The sequence below is a fragment of the Paenibacillus mesotrionivorans genome (assembly GCF_046098205.1).
Classification (GTDB): domain Bacteria; phylum Bacillota; class Bacilli; order Paenibacillales; family NBRC-103111; genus Paenibacillus_AR; species Paenibacillus_AR mesotrionivorans.
The window spans coordinates 295,045-317,021 of record NZ_JBJURJ010000008.1; the positions used below are offsets into that span (position 1 = coordinate 295,045).

15 protein-coding genes are annotated in these 21,977 nt (G+C 54.7%); 8 read left to right on the plus strand and 7 right to left on the minus strand.

What is annotated here, in order from left to right:
• The first annotated feature begins 76 nt into the window (after positions 1–76).
• On the plus strand, positions 77–994 hold the full coding sequence (locus ACI1P1_RS14520; protein ID WP_416217114.1) for a GNAT family N-acetyltransferase: 918 nt from the start codon (positions 77–79) through the stop codon (positions 992–994).
• A 430-nt stretch (positions 995–1,424) separates the two neighbouring features.
• On the opposite strand, the gene ACI1P1_RS14525 is transcribed toward ACI1P1_RS14520, so the two are convergent.
• Positions 1,425–1,823 carry a hypothetical protein gene (locus ACI1P1_RS14525; protein ID WP_416217115.1) on the minus strand — a complete coding sequence of 133 codons (399 nt, stop codon included), beginning with the start codon at positions 1,821–1,823 and terminating at the stop codon, positions 1,425–1,427.
• A gap of 412 nt (positions 1,824–2,235) precedes the next feature.
• Here ACI1P1_RS14525 and ACI1P1_RS14530 point away from each other — a divergent pair, with 412 nt between their 5' ends.
• Positions 2,236–3,801: an ABC transporter ATP-binding protein gene (locus tag ACI1P1_RS14530; RefSeq protein ID WP_416217145.1), complete on the plus strand. Its 1,566-nt coding sequence runs from the start codon at positions 2,236–2,238 to the stop codon at positions 3,799–3,801.
• 7 nt (positions 3,802–3,808) lie between these two features.
• On the opposite strand, the gene argS is transcribed toward ACI1P1_RS14530, so the two are convergent.
• Both argS and ACI1P1_RS14540 read right to left on the minus strand, forming a co-directional pair.
• Positions 3,809–5,527 carry an arginine--tRNA ligase gene (gene argS, locus ACI1P1_RS14535; protein ID WP_416217146.1) on the minus strand — a complete coding sequence of 573 codons (1,719 nt, stop codon included), beginning with the start codon at positions 5,525–5,527 and terminating at the stop codon, positions 3,809–3,811.
• A 668-nt stretch (positions 5,528–6,195) separates the two neighbouring features.
• On the minus strand, positions 6,196–7,296 hold the full coding sequence (locus ACI1P1_RS14540) for a rhamnogalacturonan acetylesterase (RefSeq protein ID WP_416217116.1): 1,101 nt from the start codon (positions 7,294–7,296) through the stop codon (positions 6,196–6,198).
• Positions 7,297–7,558: 262 nt separating this feature from the next.
• Here ACI1P1_RS14540 and ACI1P1_RS14545 point away from each other — a divergent pair, with 262 nt between their 5' ends.
• Both ACI1P1_RS14545 and ACI1P1_RS14550 read left to right on the plus strand, forming a co-directional pair.
• On the plus strand, positions 7,559–8,485 hold the full coding sequence (locus ACI1P1_RS14545; RefSeq protein WP_416217147.1) for an AEC family transporter: 927 nt from the start codon (positions 7,559–7,561) through the stop codon (positions 8,483–8,485).
• 65 nt (positions 8,486–8,550) lie between these two features.
• The gene (locus tag ACI1P1_RS14550) at positions 8,551–8,976 is read left to right on the plus strand and encodes a DUF3788 family protein (protein ID WP_416217117.1); all 426 of its coding nucleotides are present in this window, start codon (positions 8,551–8,553) and stop codon (positions 8,974–8,976) included.
• A 33-nt stretch (positions 8,977–9,009) separates the two neighbouring features.
• Here ACI1P1_RS14550 and ACI1P1_RS14555 read toward each other — a convergent pair whose 3' ends face one another.
• The 3 genes from ACI1P1_RS14555 to ACI1P1_RS14565 form a co-directional block, all read right to left on the minus strand.
• Entirely contained in the window at positions 9,010–9,507 is a 498-nt protein-coding gene (locus ACI1P1_RS14555; protein WP_416217118.1) for a CBS domain-containing protein, read from the minus strand.
• A 169-nt stretch (positions 9,508–9,676) separates the two neighbouring features.
• Complete coding sequence (locus ACI1P1_RS14560; RefSeq protein ID WP_416217119.1) at positions 9,677–11,305, minus strand: MDR family MFS transporter; 1,629 nt, start codon at positions 11,303–11,305, stop codon at positions 9,677–9,679.
• A 39-nt stretch (positions 11,306–11,344) separates the two neighbouring features.
• A complete protein-coding gene (locus ACI1P1_RS14565; protein ID WP_416217120.1) occupies positions 11,345–11,779 on the minus strand; it encodes a MarR family winged helix-turn-helix transcriptional regulator in 435 nt (144 codons plus the stop codon).
• 749 nt (positions 11,780–12,528) lie between these two features.
• Between ACI1P1_RS14565 and ACI1P1_RS14570 the strand changes: the two genes are divergently transcribed.
• The gene (locus tag ACI1P1_RS14570; protein WP_416217121.1) at positions 12,529–12,990 is read left to right on the plus strand and encodes a MarR family winged helix-turn-helix transcriptional regulator; all 462 of its coding nucleotides are present in this window, start codon (positions 12,529–12,531) and stop codon (positions 12,988–12,990) included.
• Between the two features lie 26 nt (positions 12,991–13,016).
• On the opposite strand, the gene ACI1P1_RS14575 is transcribed toward ACI1P1_RS14570, so the two are convergent.
• Positions 13,017–13,889: an AraC family transcriptional regulator gene (locus tag ACI1P1_RS14575; RefSeq protein ID WP_416217122.1), complete on the minus strand. Its 873-nt coding sequence runs from the start codon at positions 13,887–13,889 to the stop codon at positions 13,017–13,019.
• 105 nt (positions 13,890–13,994) lie between these two features.
• Here ACI1P1_RS14575 and ACI1P1_RS14580 point away from each other — a divergent pair, with 105 nt between their 5' ends.
• The 3 genes from ACI1P1_RS14580 to ACI1P1_RS14590 all read left to right on the plus strand — a co-directional run bounded on the left by ACI1P1_RS14580 (position 13,995) and on the right by ACI1P1_RS14590 (position 21,645).
• A complete protein-coding gene (locus ACI1P1_RS14580) occupies positions 13,995–14,645 on the plus strand; it encodes a hypothetical protein (RefSeq protein ID WP_416217123.1) in 651 nt (216 codons plus the stop codon).
• Positions 14,646–14,650: 5 nt separating this feature from the next.
• A complete protein-coding gene (locus ACI1P1_RS14585; RefSeq protein WP_416217124.1) occupies positions 14,651–18,922 on the plus strand; it encodes a glycoside hydrolase family 2 protein in 4,272 nt (1,423 codons plus the stop codon).
• 335 nt (positions 18,923–19,257) lie between these two features.
• Entirely contained in the window at positions 19,258–21,645 is a 2,388-nt protein-coding gene (locus ACI1P1_RS14590) for a GH36-type glycosyl hydrolase domain-containing protein (protein WP_416217125.1), read from the plus strand.
• Positions 21,646–21,977: the final 332 nt, after the last annotated feature.

The window sequence follows — 21,977 nt, forward strand, 5'->3', positions numbered from 1 at the left end:
AGCTGTTTTCGGTATAGCTTTTGCGGGATGGCCTGTCTAAACTGGTGCTATTGGAGTGAAAAAGGAGGATGTTACGATGCGGAACCGTTTGCGGATGGTGTCCCATTACCGGGATCAAGAGGGACTGCGGCTGAGCTTTAACCGGCTGGCGCAGCTGACCTTTGGCATAGATTTTGAGGCGTGGTATCAAAAAGGGGCTTGGAACGACAGCTACACCTGCTATTCCTTCGCGGACGGAGAGGAGATTGTGGCCAATGTGTCCGTTACGGCCATGACCGTGCTGCTGAATGGAAACGAGGTGCCTGCGCTCCAGGTTGGCACAGTAATGACTCACCCGGATTACCGCGGTTTGGGTTTGTTCAAGAAGCTTATGGAGGAAGCGCTGACCTCCTCTAGACAGCCTGGGAACAGCTTGGTTTTTCTCTTTGCCAACGAGTCCGTTGTCAACCTGTATCCGAAGCTGGGGTTCACACGCAGCCCTTTTTACCGGTATGAAACAGATCTGAAACTTCGTGAGCGAGATGCTTCACCGCAGCTGTGGAAATTGGATGTGAGCCGGGAGGAGGATTGGGCTCTTCTTGTCCGTCTGGCCCAGGGACGGGGTCCATTGCCAGCGGAATGCTCCGTTTCCGGCGGCGCCTCCATCTTCCTGTGGTACTGCCTGAATATCTTCCCGGATGCTCTTTATTATGCGGAGGACCGGGAGCTGCTGCTCGTCTATAAGTGGTCTGAAGGGAAAATCGAGGTGATGGATATCGTCTGCCCTCGTCCGGTATTGTTTGCGGAGGTTGCGGAATGTTTGGCCGCCCACCCGGGGGAGGAAGCCGTCTTGGACGGAAGCTGTCAGGTAGAGTTCCACTTCACGCCGGATTTTGCGGACCTGGCAGACGAGAACATCCGGCGCAGGGAGGACGAGGAAGAATTCTTCTTCGTCAAGGGAGCGGCTTTACCGTTGATGCAGAGCTGCATCATTCCCTTGTCCGGGCGGACGTAACCGATAGGGTAGCGCTCCTTGTAAAACAAAGGAATGTGGACCGGCAAGTGCAGGGTCTTGCTCCGGGAGCTTATGCTTCTGGCGATGGCTCTTCCAGTCGCCAGGTCGTCCGGCAATCTGGCTGTAGGCCTCCGGACCCTGGCTGCCGGACCCCCGAGCTGCCAAGCCGTGGGCTCCTACCGCGGGCTCCTTCCTATACCGCGAGCCGATTCTAACGGCGGTGGAAGCCCTTATTTCCACAAAAACACCACTTCAAGAAATCTAACGGTGGCCACAGCCTCTATTTAGGTCATTTGCCGTGCTTCGAGCCTATTTTACACCTAATAGCGGCCCCTGCTTCCGTTAGATCTGGCACCCCCCCGTTTTAGGCCAAATAGCGGCTCTCACCTCCGTTAGAAATAAGCCGCCTTGCGCTTCACCTAATAACCGCTTACTTCTTGTCGTTCATAAGCACAAGCCATTTTTTGACCGGTTCCGGAGCCCGGATGATTCCATAGATCCGGATGTTGCCAAAGGTCTCTTCTGCCAACTCCTTTGTTACATCATTGGCTATTATGAGTGCGCCCACGATTTTAACATCGATTTTCACACCCTCTTCTTTGGCCTCCACTAATCGATTCCGATCAAATTCCAACGCTCCGAAAGCAAAGTACTTCCTATGCTTAAACTCCTTGATCTCCTCCGAATGGCTGTCTAGTTGTCTTCTGATGGCAATCCGAATAAAATCGCTGCGGTTTGTATAAAAGCCTTGATCTACCAAAAGATCAATTTGGCCAAGATCCATCGGTCCTAGATTTGTCGTAATTTTTTCTAAATCCGAAATATTCAACACACCCCTTCTTCTTCCCTTATAGCTTCCAATATGCCTAAATCTTTTTAGCCTGTCAAGCAAAATAAAAGAAAATGAGCATTGTACAAAATGGATATATAAGGTACTATAACATCCATGGGGATGTTAATAGGATGTTTAACGGATGTTTTTTAACTTTATCGTCCTCTAGGAATGTAAACTCCTACGCAGGGGGAAGGCGATCTGATGAATCAACGCAAAACATTATGGCGGCTTATCGGTTACTGCTTGAGGCACAAGACCATCTATCCGTTTTTATTTATGACCATGTTCGTAGGTATAGGCCTGAATCTTGGTACCGCATGGTATCTAAACAAAATCACGGATGCTGCAGTCGCCCAAACGCAGACGCATTGGTTACTCCTTATTGTCTTAGGCCTGATCATCCTTGTTGGCCACAGCTGCGAATGTTTATTGGGATACCTATCTAAAATCCAAGGTTTCCTCCAAAGTCAGGAAAAGTATTCGTATCGATACCTTGAAGAAGGTACTCTGCCTGCCGGTAAGTCATTTTGATGACCACCATTCCGGAGAGCTCTTGACCCGGATGACCAATGACAATCAGGCCATCGGGAAGGCATGCAGTGACACCATGCTTTCTTTAATCCGCAATCCAATCCTCGCATTATCCTCCTTTATTTATTTACTTACAATCAATTGGAAGCTAGCCATCATTTGTGCCTTGGTTGGTCCGATGACACTGCTTGTCGGAGGGGGATTCGGGAAGGTTCTCCGTCACAATTCTCAACTGCTGCAGCATCGGGTGGGAGGCTTAACCTCTGTCCTGCAAGAAATTTTGGGATCCAGCCAAATCTTTAAACCTTTCGGCCTGGAAAAGAAATTGCTTCAGACGTTTACTCAGAATAGTGATGATGTCAGCAAGTTCGAAATTCGTGGAGGAAAAATCCAGGCTTCGCTATCTGCTGCGGCCAATGCGGTTGGTCTTTTGTCCTTTATCGTAACGTTCATTGTGGGGGCTTATTTTACAGCGTCAGGATCCATGACCGTAGGCGGGTTAATCGCATTTATACAGCTTATGAATCACTTAACGTGGCCCTTTACCGGTTTGGCGTCCTCATGGGGAGAGCTTCAACAAGCGCTGGGTGCCGCGGACCGGATTTTTAAGACAATGGATGAGCGAACAGAATTTACGGATATTCCCACTCACAAAGTAAATCATGAATTTACCAATATGAAAGTGGACGGGTTGAGCTTTGGGTACACTTCCAGTCGTTCTATCTTGAATAATGTCTCCTTTCATGTTGAAGCCGGACAAAAAATTGCGTTAGTCGGTCCAAGCGGGGGCGGGAAAACAACTATTTTCAAAATCCTGTTAGGTCTGTATGAACCCAGTGGGGGTGATATACAGATTAACGAAAACAATATCAGGGATATGAAATTGCAGGAGTTAAGAGGCTACTTCTCTTTTGTGCCGCAAGAAAATGTTATGTATTCGGGGACGATCCGAGAGAATATTGCCTGCGGAAGACTTGATGCATCGGAGGAGGAGATCGTAGCAGCTGCGGGAGATGCCAATGCGTTAGGATTCATATTGGAGCTTCCCGAAGGTTTTGATACACATATGGGAGAAGGAGGGATACGTTTATCAGGAGGTCAAAAACAAAGAATATCCATTGCCCGGGCTTTGCTCAGGAATGCGCCGGTTTTGCTGTTGGATGAAGCAACTGCAGCTTTGGATAACGAATCGGAGCGGCTGGTTCAAAAAGCGTTGGAGCGGTTGATGGCCGGCAGAACAACGATCATCATCGCCCACAAACTTTCGACAGTCCAACAGGCGGACCAGATCATTGTTATACAAAACGGAAGGGTTGCAGAAAAAGGGAGGCATGACGAGCTATTACAATCCGAAGGGCTTTATCATACCCTTTACAAGGGCATATACTCCGAAAGCCATTTAAAAAAGGGAAAGCCTCTGTACGAGACCTTCCCTCTCTAATTCATAATTAGATCATTTCCGGCGATTCCAGGCCGATCAGGGCCAGGCCGTTGCGCAGGGTGATCTGCACGGATTTGACCAGCGCGAGGCGTGCGTTGCGCACCGCTTGGTCCTCCACCAGAATGGGGCATTCGTGGTAGAAGCGGTTGAATGCTTGAGCCAGATCAACCAGATAGCGGCTGATGATGGACGGCTCCAGCTTCCACATGGCCTGCTGCACCTGCTCGCCGAAGATGTAGAGCTCCTTCAGCGCCAGCTGGGCTTCCGTGTTCAACAGTTGGCCGGCATCCACCTCTGGGGCGCCGCCAAACTCAATGCTGGAGCTGCCGCCGTTGGACTTACGCAGCACGCTGCATGCCCGGGCATGGGTGTATTGCACGTATGGGCCGGTTTCCCCTTCGAAGTTCAGGGCGTCCTCCCAGGAGAAAACAACGTCCTTGATCCGGTTGGTGGACAGGTCGTTGAACACAATGGCGCCGACGCCAACCTGGCGGGCCACCTCTTCCTTATTGGGCATATCGGGGTTCTTCGCCTCGATAATCTCCCGCACACGCTCTACGGAACGGGTCAGAAGCTCGTCCAGCATGACCACGTTGCCCTTCCGGGTGGAGAGCTTGGCGCCTTCCAGGCTCACTTGGCCAAAAGGCACGTGTACCATATCCTTGGACCACTCATAGCCCATTAGCTCCACAATTTTGAACAGCTGCTGGAAGTGAAGATTTTGCGCCGCGCCGGTGACGTACACGCATTTATGGAAGTCGTAGGTTTGTTTCCGGTAGATGGCTGCTGCCACATCACGGGTGTGATATAGAGTTGCGCCGTCCTTTTTGATCATCAGGGCCGGGGGCATATTGTACTCATCCAGGCGGACCAGCAAGGCGCCTTCGTCCTCCTCCAGCAGTCCCTTGTCCTTCAGCTCCTGGACGGGCTTGTCCATCTTGTCGTTGTAGAAGCTTTCGCCGGCGAAGGAATCGAATTTGATGCCGAGAAGGTCATAAATTTTGTTGAACTCCTTCAGGCTGATGTCCACAAACCAGCGCCACAGGCGGTGCGCTTCCTCATCCCCCTGCTCCAGACGCACAAACCAGGAACGGGCAACCTCCTCCAGCTCCGGAGTTTTGTCGGCTTCATCGTGGAACTGTACATACAGACGGAGCAGCTCAAGAATGCCCCCTTCTTCAACAGCTGTTTCGTTGCCCCAGTTTTTGTAGGCCACGATCAGCTTGCCGAACTGAGTTCCCCAGTCACCCAGGTGGTTAACGCCGACACAGGTGTAACCCAGATATTGATGAATCCGGTACAGTGCATTGCCGATCATGGTCGAGCGCAGATGCCCTACGTGAAACGGCTTAGCGATATTGGGCGAGGAAAAGTCGAAAACAACGGTTTTACCCGCGCCTAAATCAGAGGAACCGTAGCGGTCACGCTCGGACAGGATGGTCGACAACAGATTGGCTGCGAAGGCTTGTTTGTCCAGGAATACATTCACATAACCCGAAACGGATTCCACCCGGCCGAACAGACCGTCGGTGGCCAGCTTGGATTTGATCTCATCGGAAATGGCCTGGGGAGATTTGCGGAGGGCCTTGGACAGCTTAAAGCAGGGCAGCGAAAAGTCCCCCAGCTCCGGGTTAGGCGGATATTCGATCATGTCCCGCAGGGCGGCTGCCTCCACACCCTCGAATCCTTCCGCAATCTGTTTGGCCAGTTCGTCTTTGTAATTGATCATAGTACCCTTCCTCTCCTATATACAAAGGCTACCCCTCGCAGCAGAACTCCGCCGCCACAGGGTACCCGAAACTTAACTTGGATGAATGCTGCTGTACACTTCTGTAAACATGTGCCCATCGATTGAAGGGCTTACGGATGGACCGGATGCAGAATGAATGCAATTTGGATGACTGGGCAAGTGGCGAGGCCGCTAACGGAACTTAGAAGCGCTTAGCCTGCATTTTCTGATCAATTCCCCGGCTAACGGAACTCAGAAGCGCTTACGATGTGGAAATCAGCCCAGGCAGGCTTCAGCACCTCTGTTAGAGCTTCTCAGTTCCGTTAAAAAATCTAAACCGCCGATTTTGTGCTGTAAGAGTCGCATAGTTCCGTTACACACTCAACGAAACTTGATCGCCCACCCAGGGGGTTACGACATCAGACCAAATCACCAGTCATCATAACAACAGAACACCCCTTGCGGGGTGCCCTGATTAATAGCCAATCATTACGTCAAACTCCGGACCCTCATCCGAAGCTTCATTATACAGCAAGCGGGGTTTTATGGCAAATAGCCGACTTGCCTGGCGACCGCGCGCGGTTTGATCCTCATGAGACAGTCCAACACCCCCTGTGGCCCGCACCCCAAAAGCCGCCCCTATCCCGCGCCTCTCCCCCTCCGCCTTACCGCAAACAATCAGACAGAGCCGGCAGGTTCAGCTCCCGGATGCCCTCAGCCACCAGCCCGGCGATGGCCAAGGCTCCCTTCTCCGAGAAGTGGGTATTGTCCGTGGTGCCGTCCGGGAGCCCGGCATATTCCCCCGGTGCCGTCCACATAAACAGGACCTTGGAGGGTTCATCCCCCACCTGCTCCAGCAGCGCTCTGCTTTTGGCCGCCAGATTAATGTAAGGCACCTCCAGCTCACGGGCCAGCTCCTCCATAGCGGGGATATAATCGCCGTGGGTATCCTTGATGGTGCCGTCCTCCTCGAAGAACCGCCGCTGCATGGCGGAAACCAGTACAGGCAGCGCCCCGCGCTCCCGGGCACCCTCAATGTAACGGGTCAAAAACTCCTTATACGTGGAATAGGCTTCCGTTCCGCGTTCATCTTCCTTCTCATCGTTGTGGGCAAATTGGATTACCAGCACATCCCCGGCTTTGATCAGCTTCCAAATCCGGTTCAGACGGTCTTCCACGATGAAGCTCCTGGAGCTGCGGCCGGAGCGGGCATGGTTGTCCACCGCAATATTGGCGTTCAGGAACTTGCCGATAGCTTGGCCCCATCCGGTATACGGATATCCTGCCGATGGCTGGTCCGTCACCGTGGAGTCCCCGGCCAGGAACAAGGTAGGCAGCATGGGTGCATGAACGATCTCAATGGTTTCCACCCGTACTCCCTCTGCGTCCCAGGCTAACTTCAGTTGTCCGTCGCATACATGCATGGCAAACTCCTCACGGATACTTTCCCCAGCTCCGGCAGGAGCGTGGTCCAGCACAATGCGGCCGCGCCCTTCCTTCACAGTCAAGGCCGCCCCTTCAGCCAAACCCGTATAGGACACCCCAACGGTATAATTGCCTTTGGGCACATTCACCAGGAAGGACGGCTTCATCGGCACAAAATAATCCCCCGGCCAGGAGTCCATCAGGTCTTCATAACGGGAAAACGCTGGCGGCATGGAAAAGCCATACCCTGTATTCCAACTGAAGCCGGTCTCCTGCTCCAGTACAATCCAATCCTCTCCCCGGTTCTCCGGGCTAAAAGTAAAGCGGTAACTCAGACTCAAACCCAACACCCTTTCGCTTATATTAATGAACAAACGGAGATGAACAAATGCGTTCAAAACCTTACGCTTTTAGAATATCCTGATCCATCCCCGATGTCCATGGCGAAATCGCGTCAATCGTCACCGGTTCCGGTGATCAGGTTCTTTCTCCGTCTCCCCCTCCATACCAGCTATAAAGGCAATAGGTTATGGGTCTTGGACGGGGCAGCTTTCTTTTGTTATCTTGAAAAGAGTGCCAGTAAGAGAGGAGCTGCCGTTTGTCATGTTCGCCGCCGTATTCAGCACGATGTTTCAGGTGATTGTCCCCATCTCCATCCCCGTTATAGCCGGAGCCCTGCTCCGCAGGTTCACTCAGCTGGATGTGAAGCCTTTATTGACCCTTTATCTGTATTTCCTGAGCCCTGCCATTATCTTCGATACCTTGTCCAAGGCGTCCATCAGCTCCAGCGATATTTACCAGACCTTAGGCTTTTGCCTGCTGAATCTGCTTCTGCTGTGGGCCTGCGCCCAACTGCTCAGCCGTGCGCTTAAGCTGCCTCAGCCCGAAACGGCAGGCCTGACGCTGATGTCCACCTTCACCAACAGTGTGAATTACGGTCTTCCGCTGGTGCTGCTGGCCTTCGGCCAGGCGGGTCTGGACCACGCCTCCGTTTATGTCATCACCCAGATGGTTATTGTGAACACAGTCGGGATCTATTTTGCCGCGCGCTCCCACTTTTCCTTCCGCAATGCGCTGGTGTCCATCTTCCGCCTGCCCGCCATCTATGCCGCCGCTCTGGCTATCCTGCTCCGGACCACAGGCCTGCATCTGCCTGAAGGGGTGGATAAGGGAATCACCATGGTGGCTGGCGCTTATTCTCCGGTAGTGCTGGCCATCCTCGGCGCGCAGATGGTGCGGGTGGCCGGAGTGAAACTGGAGCCCCATGCCAACAAAACCTTCCTGGCGGGTATGGCCGTCCGTTTGCTGCTGTCCCCTCTGATTGCTGCGGCCGGATTATGGGTCCTGCGTGTGGAAGGAACCCTGTTCTCCGTGCTGCTGGTTCTTGCCTCCATGCCTGCCGCCGTAAATGCGACGGTTCTGGCAGAGAGATACGGCGCTGCGCCGCAAATTGTGTCCAAATGTATTCTGTGGACCACCTTGGCTTCCTTTTTGGTTTTGCCCATCCTGCTGGCTCTGGCACCGGGATAACATTTTCCTCAAAAAAACCGGAAAAAGCCATGTAGGATTTGGTAAAATGGGAAGGAAAGAGGTGAATGGCTGTGGCAACAAGCATATTCGATGTGAAGGCTCAAATGCCCGACGATGGCAGTATCGCGTCTGTTCTGGGACAGGCTAAACCCGCCTGGGACAGTGTGGAGGACATACTGAAGGAGACTTGCGGGGAGATTGCGAAGGAATGGAAATTTTACAGTAAAAAATCCGGATGGTGCCTAGTTTACAAACACAAAGGAAAAACCCTGCTCTACACCCTTCCATGCCGGGAGTACTTCAAGGTTTGGTTTGTATTGGGCGCGGTGGCCTTGGAAGCCGCCAAACAAGCCCCGCTGCCGGAGCCTGTGCTGGAGGCGGTCCGCACCGCCATAACGTATGCAGAAGGCACCTCATTTGGTGTGGATGTACACGCAATGAAGGATTTAGATGCGGTGAAGCTGCTTTTGTCCATCAAAATGGAAGGGTAAGCAATCCTGTATAAGGCCGCAAGCTCCGGACTGCTATGGAAGCTGCCTGTTCAAGGTTGGCGTTTGTTCTTCTTCGGCAAGGGTGCTCTGGAAGGAATGGCGGATCACATCGCCGCGGCTGATAATCCCCACCAGAACTCCGTTTTTCTCCACCGGCACCTTCTTGATCTGCCTCTTGCCAAGTAAGGAAGCGATGTCCTCCACCTCTTCGTCCCAATCCACCTTGTACACCTTTTTTTGGGCGATGACCATCACATTCAGACCGAGAATACGCTTGATCCGATCCTCATATTCATCCTGATCTCCCCTGAATACCATGCTGAAAAACAAGGAACCCACCACCTGGTCCTCCTGGCGCCCTACATACCGGAGTATATCCCCGTCGCTGATATAAGCGACGATTTCATTGCGCTCATTAACTACGGGAAGGCCGCTGATGCGGTACTTGATGAACTTCTCGATCACCGCCCGGACAGAGTCCGTTTCCTTTACCTTATAAGCGGGGTTGACCATAATTTCATGGGCCTTCATTTCCCATTCCTCCACGAATGTAATCTATATTTGTATTATACAACTATACCCCCGACTGTCAACGGACATCTATGGAATCCGGCCTCTTTGTCCGAAAATCCTACCATCAACAGAAAAACAGCCTGGACATAAGTCTCCAGGCTGTTAAAGCTGCCGATCCTATTAAATATTAATGAATGGACACCGGCTCCTGCTGAACCGCACGCTCTGCCTCCGGCATTTTGTTGGAGGTGCGCAGCGGGATTTCGCGGATGAAGAAGGTCAGAACCAGCGCCAGCACCAGGAGGGCCGTACCCGACAGGAAAACGGTGGTCAGCGCGGAACTGAGGGAGTCCTTAAGCATATCGACCATATGCTGGATAACAGGCTGGATATCCGCCGGCAGAGAAGCCATCAGCTCCTTCAGCTTGGGCTGGTCGAGAAGCGCCTGAGGACCTTGGAGATCCTTCAGCGATGCGGCCAGCTTCGGATTGGCGCTTGCCAGATTGGCGATATTGGCCGTTCCGGAAGAACCGGTTGCAGCCGCCGCGCTTTGCATGTGGTTCTTCAGGGACGTGGTCATAATGGTGCCCATGACGGCAACGCCGATGGTCCCGCCCATGTTCCGGAACAGCTGCGAGGAAGCGGTGGCGACCCCCAGCTCATTCGGCTTGACGGCATTTTGCACAGTCAGGGAGAAAACCGGCATGCCCAGACCCAAACCGGCTCCGAACACGATCATGGCGATAACCGCCATCCATACGGAGTCCATGTACGCCATAATCAGCATGCCTGCTACCATGATGGGGAAACCTAGGACGGCAAACTTCTTGTATTTGCCCGTTTTAGTGATCATCCGACCGGTCATGGCGCTGACGAATACCATAGCCAGAGACATAGGCATGGTCACATAACCCGAATAGGTAGGCGATATGCCTTCTACACCCTGCACGAAAAACGGCAGATAAATCAGCGCGCCCATCATACCGGCGTTCATAATAAAGCCGATCACATTAGACAGGGTAACGATGTCATTACGGAACAGGGACAGCGGCAGCACCGGACTTTTGGCCCGCATTTCCACCAGAATGAAGATGAGCAGGAAAACAGCCGCAGCTGCGAACAATCCGATGGTTTGCGCAGAACCCCATGCATACTTGGTGCCAGCCCAGGAGAAGCCCAGCAGAAGCGGGACAATGGTCAAGGTCAGGAAAAGCGAACCCCAATAATCGATGCTCTCCGATTCCTTGCGGGGAACCTTCGGGAACAGAGCCAGAATCATGATGAAGGCCACAATTCCCAGGGGCAGGAAGATCCAGAACAGCCATTTCCACGGCATGTTATCCACCAGCCAGCCGCCCAAGGTAGGGCCAAGCACACTGGAGAAGCCGAATACGGCCATCATTACACCGGTCCACTTGCCTCTTTCACGCGGGGAGAACAAGTCGCCCACCGCTGTGAAGGCTGACGACATGATGATACCGGCGCCTATACCCTGGATACCGCGGTACGTAATCAACTGGAAGATATCCTTGGAAAATCCGCTTAAGAATGCACCGATCATAAAAAATACGATACCTGACAGAATAAATGGCTTACGCCCGTAAATATCCGACAGCTTGCCGACCAGTACGGTGGCAATGGTAGAGGTCAGCATGTAGATGGTAATGACCCACGTGTAATATTCCATGCCGCCCAGAATGGCAATGATCCGGGGCATGGCGGTACTGACTATAGTCTGGTTGATGGCGGAAAAAAACATGGCGCCGATTATGGCGATCATGATAGATAATTTCCGTTTGTGTGAAAGTTCTTCCATTCGTCTCTTCTCCTTTAATTGGTCTTTCTTACTAAGCCCCTATTCTTTGTCTGGGGGGGCCAGCTTTTCCAGCAGTCCGGTGAGGACGATTCTTTCCTCTGGCGTGAGCCGTGAAAAATAGTCATGGATAAGCTCATTCCGGATGGAAACGGCCTGCGCAAGCATTTCCTCCCCGGAAGCGGTGAGCTCCACCAGGATAGATCTTCGGTCAGCGGGATCATCCCGGCGTACCACGTAGCCCGCACGTTCCATGCGGTCGATCATCACTGTCACGGCGCTGGGCTTCACCTCCACTTTGTCGGCGATGTCGCTAAGCTTGCATTTTCCCTTCCGCTTGACATAGAAGAGCACATACATCTGCGGCGCGGTAATGGAAGGGCCCATCCGCTGCAGGAGCTGGCATTCGAAGTTGCGGCGGAATCGCAGATTCGCCGTATGGAACCGCTCAATGAGGTCATCGGAATCCTGTGACATTCGTCGTGGTCTCCCTGCTTTTTATTTAAACAATTTAAATATTAACCAGTTTCACTAATGTCGTCAAGTCTTATTCGGGAGTGTTTGTACACCTATTATTGACATAGCAGCTTATGATAGAGCTCCGTTCACGGTTGAAAATAATGGTGGGAAGCGGGTGCTGGCTGGATTCGTAGGAGGACTGGATAGCGGAAGGCATACTTACGTTATATCGCCACATGGCGGGGCAAATGGGAAAGAGCGGAAGGGTTTCTTCCGCTCTTCTTCCTTTGAAGGGTGTAAACGGCCCTGTTAGCTCGCAATAAGGGAAAATCCGCTTCCCTTATCCGGCCCCAATGGGGGGCCCCGCACTATTAGCGGAAGGTTACATTCCGCTATCCGTCGCTCCTCTGCCTGAGCGGCCCTAAGGACAAGAATAACGGAAGCCCGTTTCCGCTAATCCCGCCGCGCGGCCCAATCAAGCAGCAATAGCGGAAGCATTGTTCCGCTATTGCCAGCACCAATGGCAGCCTCCGGGTCCATAGGCCCGGATAACGGAAAACGGCTTCCGCTAACCATCCCGGATGCCACGCTGCAGCCCTCTTAGCGGAAATTCCCTTCCGCAAAATCCCCTTCCGACGCCTCTTTTCCAACAATCAGCAAGCTCCACCGGCCATCCCACCTGCTCCCCTACACCCTATTGTGTTTTCAAACCCCTGCACCTATGTTAATCTTGACATAAGCATACGCTACCAACGGAGGTCCTTACGATGAACCAACAATCCCTGGAGGGTGTGGAGCTGGAGCTGGCTCTGCTGATCCGCCGACTCACCTCCATGATTTCCTATCAGAAGGTAGGCAGTCTGGACCGGGCCGCTTACCTGCTGCTTACCCAGATTTCTCTGGGCGGAGCCTGCAGCATCAAAACCCTGTCCCATACCTTTCACCTGGACATCTCCACCGTCAGCCGCCAGGTTTCCGCCCTGGAGCAAAAGGGTTATGTGCGCCGCGTCCCCGATGAGCTGGACGGACGGGCTTTTATCCTCAGCATTACCGAGCTGGGGGAGCAGCTCCTGACGGATGACAAGGCCAACCGGATGGCCAAGCTTGGCCATGTGCTGGATAACTGGACCGATGCGGAGATGCAGCAGTTCGGCGAGCTGCTCCAGAAATTCAACCACAGTGTGGTGGAAGCCGAATATATGGAAAAAGTGCCCCAGCATGATAGCTGAGGCACTTCTTTTTCTAGACGGTCACTCTACGAATGCAGCAGCTTCTGCCGCTCCCGGTACTCCGTGGGAGTGCAGCGAAACACCTTTTTAAACTGGCGGGCGTAATAATTCTGGTCGGAAAAGCCGCTCTCCATGGCCGCCTGCTGTACGGAAACCGCATCGTCCCGAAGAAGCGTGCAGGAATAATCCAGCCTGCGGCGGATGATATAGTCGATGGGCGTGGTCTGGTAATTCCGCGCGAACACGCGGCAGAACTGCCTCTTCGACAGATACGCCGCCTCCGCCAGCTGGTCCAGCGTAATCGGCTCCAGGAAATGCTCCTCAATGAACGTCACCGCCTCGCCGATCCGCAGGGCCTTATTCTCCTCCCCGCCGCTGTTGGCGGAATAATACCGGGACAAGGTGGCCACCAGCGCCGAAAAACAGGTCCGGATCATCAGCCGGTACCCCTCCTCCTTCCGCTCCGCCTCCTCCAGAATGGAATCCAGCATCCCCGATACCTTCGCCAGCTGCTCCGGCTCCAGAGTCAGCATGCCCTTGAAATTCATTTCCTTCCGATAAAACGGCTCGATATAAAACAGCGCCTGGAAACCCGGCAGGCATTTCAGCTCCGACAGCTGGAGCAGCTGGTCCCGGTGGAACATGACGTTAACGTACTGGATATTGTTCACATCCCGGTAACCGTGGGCCACATCCTCGTGGATCAGAAACACCTGCCCGGCTGAAACCGGGTACTCCCTTCCTTCAATCACATGGACGGCGCTTCCCTCCAGAATCACCACCAGCTCGGAAAAATCATGGCTATGCACAAAGTAGTCATGGGTTAACGGGCATTTTTGGATGCGGAAAATAAACCCCGGATCCAGATCCATATCCCTATAATAAATTTTTTTGGTCATGTCATTATTATGCTAAACAAAGACCGGATCGTCAAGGCGCCCGCCTCCCGCATGGCTTACCATAGAAGAGAAGACATAAAGCTTGTTTCATAGGAGGTGCATAGAATGAAGCGCTGTCAATTCAGAGCTCAGATGAAGACAGAAGCCGACATAAAGTCATTTTTGGAGCAAAATCAACCCTCCCTTCAGGAGCGGATGACCGGAAACGGGGTTAGCCGCCTCAGTCTTTTCCAATGGGACAGCCAGCTGTTTGTATATTATGAATGCCCCGGCGAGGGTCCGGCTGCAGATCCCCATATGCTGCTCCCGGGTGCTCCGGAAGTGCTGCGGGTTTGGCCCGGTGGTGCTGAGGATCGACGTTGGGCGCCGATGGCGGATATTTTCCACTATCAGGCACCTGTGGAGGAATTGCCCTGGCGGACTGCCCAAGGGAGCGGCACACCTTACGGAAGATTGGCCCGGCTTGAGCCGGACAAGATCGCCAGCTATATTTTTTACCACTACCAATACCAGGAGGAAAAACCTGGCGACGGCTGCAAATACGGCATCATTTCCCTGCATGAGGACCTGATGTTCTTTTATTCGGAAAAGCCTTATCTAGTGGAAAAAGCGCCTTACCGCGGCAAACTTACCACCTCCAATACGCCAACCGACTGGGGAGCCGTTATGGACCCCCACTTCGTCAAATGGCCCGACTCCCGCCCCTGGCTGGACATCCCGCTGGTTCTCCATGCGGAAATTGAACAAGGAAGGTGACGATTATGCGGACCACTGTCTGCTTAAATGGAGAATGGGATTTTATGCCCCTTTACTCCACCCCAACCGCTCTCGAGCTGCCGTATCAGCTGGCTTTTGAACCGCAAAAGGTGCTGGTGCCCTCCAGTTGGAGAAGTGCTTATGAGAATGTGCCCGGAAAAAAAATGGGCGATATCCCTGATCATGAATACCGTCCCTATGATCTCTTCGGTTACCCCAAGGAATGGGAGGCGGCCGCGGCAGGTGTGCTGCACCGGACGTTTACGGTTCCTGCCGGAATGGAAGGGCAGCGGATTTTCCTGCGTCTCGACGGGATCATGCAGCAAGCAGCCATTTATCTGGACCGGGAGCAAATCGCTTATTGGCAGGACGGTTATCTGCCCCTCCGTGTAGAAGTGACGGGCAAGGTGAAGCCCGGCGGCGAGCACCGTCTGCATGTGGTGTGCAGCAGCTTTCCCAAGGTGAAGATTCCATCCGGTTTGGAAAAGGTCACCGGCTTAACCGGCTCCTGGTTCGGCTACATTGCACGGGGCATCTGGCAGGATGTGTTCCTGGAGAGCCAGCCTGTGCAGGCGATTGAGGATGTGGTGGTCCGTACCTCCGTCCGGGAGAAACGTCTGGAGGTGGATGCGTCCGTTACTCTGCTGGCGGGTGCGTCTGTGGGTGCCGGTTCGGGTTTGGCTGGCGGGCAGCCGGTGCTGCGGCTCGCGGTGAAGCCTGCTGGTAATGCTGATGCTGCGGTTGTGCTGGAGGCGGCGGTTTCAGCGGCGGCGGGGGCGGCAGCCAACGGAGATGCAGCGGGCTTGGGAGGCGGGTCAACTGGTGGAACGGGCGTGAACCGGAATATCGGCCTGATAGACGGAACTGTTTTGGTGCGCTTTTCGCTGGACTGGGCTGACCCGGTGTTATGGAGTCCGGACCAGCCGTTCCTTTATATGTTGGAGCTGGAGCTTGTATTGGACGGGCAGGTGTTGGACCGCCAGGAGGTTCGTTTTGGCTTCCGGGAAGTGTGGACTGAAGGGCCGCGCTTTATGCTGAACGGGATTCCGGTGAATCTGCGCGGGGACTCCTGGCATTTCCAGGGGGCGAATCAGCAAACGGAAGCCTATGTGCGCACCTGGTACAGCATGTGCAAGGAAGCGGGCGTGAACAGTGTGCGTCTGCATGCGGAGCCGTACCCGGCGTACTATCTGGACATTGCCGATGAGATGGGTATGCTGATCGTGGATGAAACCGCCATCTACGGCTCCGGCAAAACCATGCAGGCCGACCATCCCGACTATATCGAAAACTGCCGCCGCCATGTGGAGCGTCTGGTACAGCGGGACAAGAACCATCCCTCCATTATCATGTGGAGCGTCGAGAACGAAATGCGCTGGGTGGACGGGCGGGATATTTTCAAAACCTTTATCCCCGAATTTATGGATATCATCCGCGGACTGGACGCTACACGCCCGATTATCGTGGAGGGGGACAACCGCCTTTTGCCCAAAGAGCTGACAGAGGTGGAAACCCGCCATTACAACATCGACGGCATCATCGATCAATGGGACCGGACGGTGCCGCTGGTATTCGGCGAGCATGGCGGCTGGTGGTACATTTGCCCGCAGAACAGCAGCATGTATGTAGGCTTCGATGCCTACCATCATACGGATGAAGCGGCCAAGGGACTGGCGGAAAAAGAGCGTCTCTTTGTGGAATATGCCCGCCGCCAAGGGGTGTCCGGCATCTCCACCTTTAACTTCGCCCACTATTTCATGCGGGCTATGCCGGAGCGGGACATTCCCTTGCCAACGCCGGAACGGCTGGACACGCCGGGACCGAAGCCCAAGGTGATTCCGCGTTACTCGCTATCGCTGAACAATGGGCTATTGCCTGCGGAATACCCGGCGTACAGGACGAACCCGTCCTTCGCGATTATGGCCGCGTCCTTCAAACCTGCTACCATTCTGGCGGCGGAGTATAACACCAGCTTCTTCGACGACCTGCCTGTCCGGCGGAGCTTCGATGTGTTCAACGATACACTGGTTTCGCGGGATGTGGAGGTGGCGTGCAGCATCCGCCAGGGTGGGCGGACTGTATTTGAGGAGACCTTCCGTTTTGTGCAGGAGCCGGCGGATCATCGGGTGGTTTACTTTGAGTGGACGCCGGGTGAAGTGTCTGGTGTGGAGGAAGCCGTGCTGACAGCTGCGCTGCGGCATGACGGACAGCCTGTGCATGAGCTGGTTGTGCCGTATCGGATTTATTCCGGGGCGTTGAAGACTTCACCTGCCGGAGTAGCGCGGTCTGCTGTTTTTGTAGGAAGCGGCGTGGATTATGAAGTTTTGTCGCCACTGGTTCCCGAATGCCGCCGGATTGGATTTGATGAGCTTGCCGGGCTTTCGCCGGAGACTCTGGTCATCGTCGGCAGCAAGCTGGAGGACCGGGATGGCGGATTGGAAGCGGTGCTGAAGCAGCATGTGGGCCAAGGCGGTCGTGTGCTTCTGCTGGAGCAGATCAGCCTTTCCCTGGGCAAGCTGGCCTTGAGCAGGCAAAGCTTCCTGCGGGCCCATGGCGCCGATTGGAAGCATCCGGTGCTGAAAGGATTGGGCAGCAGCGACTTTATGTTCTGGCATGAGGCACTCCATGAGGACGGACCGGAGCCGGTGGTGCATGCCGCCTTCGAAAAGCCGCTGCACGGCGACTTCACCATGATTCTGGAATGCAGCTCCGGGGATTTCGGGGATGGCGGCGATCTGTGGACACCGCTTCTGGAGTATAAGAGCGGCGGCGGGTTATTTGTGGCCAATCAGATGGACATGATGCCCCATATCGGGCGTGTGCCCCAGGCCTGCCTGCTGCTGCGGAATCTGTTGGCTTATGCCGGGCAGGCTGCCGAAGCGGAGCTGCCGGAAGCGGCTGCAGTAAGCGTAGAAATGGCGGAAGGACGGACTGTCATTTCCGCGGAAGCGAAGGCTCTGCCAGTGACAGCGGCCTGGGTGAAACAGGGTGGACAGGCGCATTCGTTCCTGGAGACGATCCAGCTGGAGCATCAGCTTGTGGCGGATGCTTCTGAGCTAGAGAATCTGCCGGCGGCAAGTTTGGTTATCGTGGAAGCAGCTCTTTTGAAGGAACAAGCAGATAGGGATGATGTACACGCCAACGCCCATGCCACTTCCCATGCGGGTGAAACTTCAACGGCGCAACCGGTTAACGCGCTGCGGCAGTTTGCTGAAAAGGGCGGTAAGGTGCTGGTGCTGCCTGCGCTGCCTGAGGATGCATCAGGCCTTGCCCGGCTGGCGGATGGTGCAGTGAAGGTGGTTGAACACGAGACCTACCATCTGGAAGCGGAGTATGTGTGCCTTGAGGTGTCCGGCATGAGTCCGGTGGATCTTTTCGGCTTCGATAAGGTGCACCTGTCACCGCGCAATGTGGTGAACAAGCCCTTGGCCTTGCACCGCCTGGAAATTCCAGGCGCAGCCATGCTGTGCCGGAGCGTGGAGGGCACCGCCTGGAAGGACTTCTTCGTCGGGCAATACGCGGCCGAATACAGCCGCTTGGCACTGGTAGAATTTAACCGGGACAAAGCCCGGGAATCCGGTGTCTTCCTGGCCGGTCTCCCCGCAGGAAACGGACAGCTGCTGTTCTCCCAGCTGCTGCTTGACACCGACAGCGCCAAGAGCATCCGGCTGTACACCCGTTTGCTGGCCAATCTGGGTGCAGCCTTCGGAGACGGCCTGCTGCAAACCGCCAAGGGTGACGGGGAATGGGCGGTCGAAAGCCTGATGGCGCTCCCCTGCCCGCCTTATGTGGATTTTGCGGCGATGAAGAGCTATTATACCGATCCGGAATTTTCCCTGAACAACCTAGGCGAAGGCCTCTACGGCTGGATGAAAAAGAAGGAGCGCAGCCCTGAGGACGGCACGGTACTGCTGGACAATCCGGGCGGAACCCCCTGGTTCCTAAGCTGCTTCGTGCATGTGCCGGTGGCGGCGACTGGTGCTGAGGGTGGTGCTGGTGCTGATGCAGGTGCTGCTACCGAATCCAGGACTGCAGCTGAGCGCATCGGCAAGCTGCGGATTAACACCAATGCCCCCTGCGAGATCTACCTGAACGGCAAGCTGGAGCCGGAGCCGCAGAACCGGATTACGCTGCTGACTGGAGTGAACCGTCTGATCGCCATCGTCCATTCCGCCAAAGAGGATGTCCGGTTAGGCCTGGTCTTCCTGAACGAAGACGGCCATTACATGAAGGACCTGCAATACCGCATGACCATGGACGAGGTTGAGCCGAAGTAAAGCTGGCTGCAGCTGTACAGTAACCTTGACACTTCTATAACCCAGGCTGGCCGCCGCTCTAACAACCATTCCCTTTTATATGCGGCGCCTGCTCGTCCACTGCTACCTGTCTGCCTGTAACGGAACTATCCGACTCTTACACGACATTTTACATCCTTCGGATTTTCTAACGGAACTATCCGGCTCTTAGAGGACAAACTTGGTCCGCAAAACCGCCCTATACAGGTTTAACGGTCTCTAAGTTCCGTTACAAAACGGAACATGCCATTTTCGACCGCTAAGAGCCGCTGAGTTCCGTTAACGTCTCCGGGGGACACCACAAAAGGAGCGATCCCATGAAAAAGCCCACCCATCAACCGCTGGAACAAACCTTCCGCTTCCACGACGACAAAAAAGAAGTGGAGTTTCTCCGTCACGATACCCCGACGCCCTGGATGAACTATTTGTCCAACGGTACCTTCCATACTATGATGTCCCAAGCCGGAGGCGGCGTAGTCTTCTACAAGTCTCCGCAGATCTGGCGGATCACCCGCTACCGGTTCTTCCATTTGCCCACCGACCGCTCCGGACCTTACATTTACCTGCAGGACCGGGACAACGGGGAATACTGGTGCCCAACTAACGAGCCGGCTTACGCCCGTCCTGCTTCCTGGAAAAGCGCCCACGGTATGGGCTACACCCGCTTTGAAGCGGAACGGGACGGCCTGGCGGCGAAGACCGTTTATTTCGTCGGCCCCTACGAAAACTCGCTGATCTGGAACCTGACCCTGACCAACAACAGCGGCAGCGCAAAATCCCTGAATGTGTTCGCCTATGCCGAATTTGGCATGATGGAATTTATGCGGGAGCTGCAATGGCAGTGCTATAACAAGCATCAGGTATCCGTGACCTATCTCGACAAGGAAGCGCTGGTCTACAAATACGGTGTGGAAAATCAGCCCAAACCCGACGAAACCCCACTGGTTTATTTCGCCTCGGATGCTCCGCTGTATGCCTATGACGGGGACCGGGACGAATTTATCGGGACCTACCGGAGTGAAGCCAATCCGGAGGCCATCGAAGGAGACGGCTGCACCAACTCCACTCTGCTGGGCGGCGACCCCTGCGGCGCGCTTCAATTCCAGGTCACCCTGCAGCCCGGCGAAACCCGGACACTAAACATGTTCCTCGGCTGCGCCATGACCGAAGAGGAGATTGCAGCAGCGCTGGACCATTCCCGGCAAAAGGACTTCGTCGCCAAATCCTTCGCCGCCCTCACCGCCAACTGGGCGGACTACCTGGGCAAGCTGGAATGCCAGCTGCCGGATGAGGAAGCTTCACGGATGATTAACATCTGGAATCCGTACCAGGCGGAGCGGAACTTCCAGTTTTCGCGGAACATCTCCTTCTACGCCACAGGTACCTTCCGCGGAGTGGGCTACCGGGACACTGCTCAGGATATTTTGTCTGTGATCCCCTTCGATCAGGAGCGGGCCAAGGATAAGATCAAGCTGCTGCTGGGTCAACAATACCAGGACGGGCACGTCAACCACTATTTTTTCCCCACGGAAGGTTGGGAGCCAGTCACCAGTATCCATTCGGACGATCATCTGTGGACCGCCCTACCTGTGTGGGACCTGGCTGCCGAAACCGGGGACGCCTCCTTCCTCCAGGAAACCGTGCCCTATTATGATGGCGGAGAGGATACCATCTACGGCCACTTGAAGCGCGCCATCGATTTCACCGCCTCCAAGCTGGGGCCCAATGGCTTCCCGCTGATGCTGCGTTCCGACTGGAACGACCAGCTGTTCCGCGTCTGCCGCAAGGGCAAGGGCGAAAGCATCTGGACGGCCATGCAGCTGGGCACCGTTCTTTTGAAGATGCAGGACCTGGCTGTTCTGGCCGGACATCCTGAGGATGTGGAAGGCTATCGCAAGATGTATGCGGAGCAGCAGGAGCTGGTGAATACACTGGGCTGGGACGGTAAATGGTTCCGGCGCGCCGTGATGGACGACGGGCGTTTCCTGGGCAGCGATATTCATGATGAAGCGAAAATCTGGCTCAACTCCCAAACCTGGGCCACCTTGTCGGGTATGGCGGAGGAGTCCAAGGGCATCCAAGCCATGGACAGCGTGCGCGAGATGCTGGACACCGAGCTGGGCATCAAAAAGCTGCATCCGTCCATCACCACCTTCCCTGATCCGGCGGACCCGCTTACCAATTACAACAAGGGTACGGGTGAAAATGGAGCTGTCTTCTGCCACGCCAATACCTGGGCGATTATTGCGGAATGTATGCTGGGCCGGGGCGACCAGGCGTATAAGTATTACCGGCAGCTCATTCCCCAAGTGGCCATGGAAAAAGCCGGCCTGAACCGCTACAAAGCCGAGCCGTATGTCTACGCCTCCAACCTGTTCGGTCCCGAGTCCGACAAATTCGGTCTGGCCAACGTGTCCTGGCTGTCAGGCACCGCCGCCTGGATGTATGTAGCCGCCACCCAATACATTATGGGCATCAAAGCGGACCTGGAGGGCCTGCGCATTGACCCCTGTATCCCCTCCGAGTGGGAAGGGTTCACCGCCAAGCGCCGTTTCCGCGGCTGCGAGTACCACATTACCGTCACCAACACCAGCCGCTCCTGCAAGGGTGTGAAGGAGATCCGGGTGGACGGACGGCTGATTGACGGCAACGTGCTGCCGGTTTATCCCGCCGGAACAAACGTTCAGGTGGAAGTGGTGTTGTAACAAACGGAGCAAGATCCAGCTACAGCAAAAAGCCGGCACGCCTTTGGGCATGCCGGCTGGTTGTTTTTCCGGTCGTTGCATTCCGGCCGGTGCTTTTCTGGTCGCCGTTTTTCTAACTTTCTGATCGTCGTTTTTCTAACGGAAGCTACGGCCCTTATTCCTTAAAAAAACCGGGTTCTCAGATTCTAACGGCGCGGAGAGACCTTATATGCTGCGTATTAGGGAAAATGCTCCCTTTTTCCCTCGAATAGCGGCTGTGGCCGCCGTTAGATTTTGGGAAGTGGCTTTTGGGGGGAAATAACGGCGCTGGCCGCCGTTAGAATTCTGGAGCA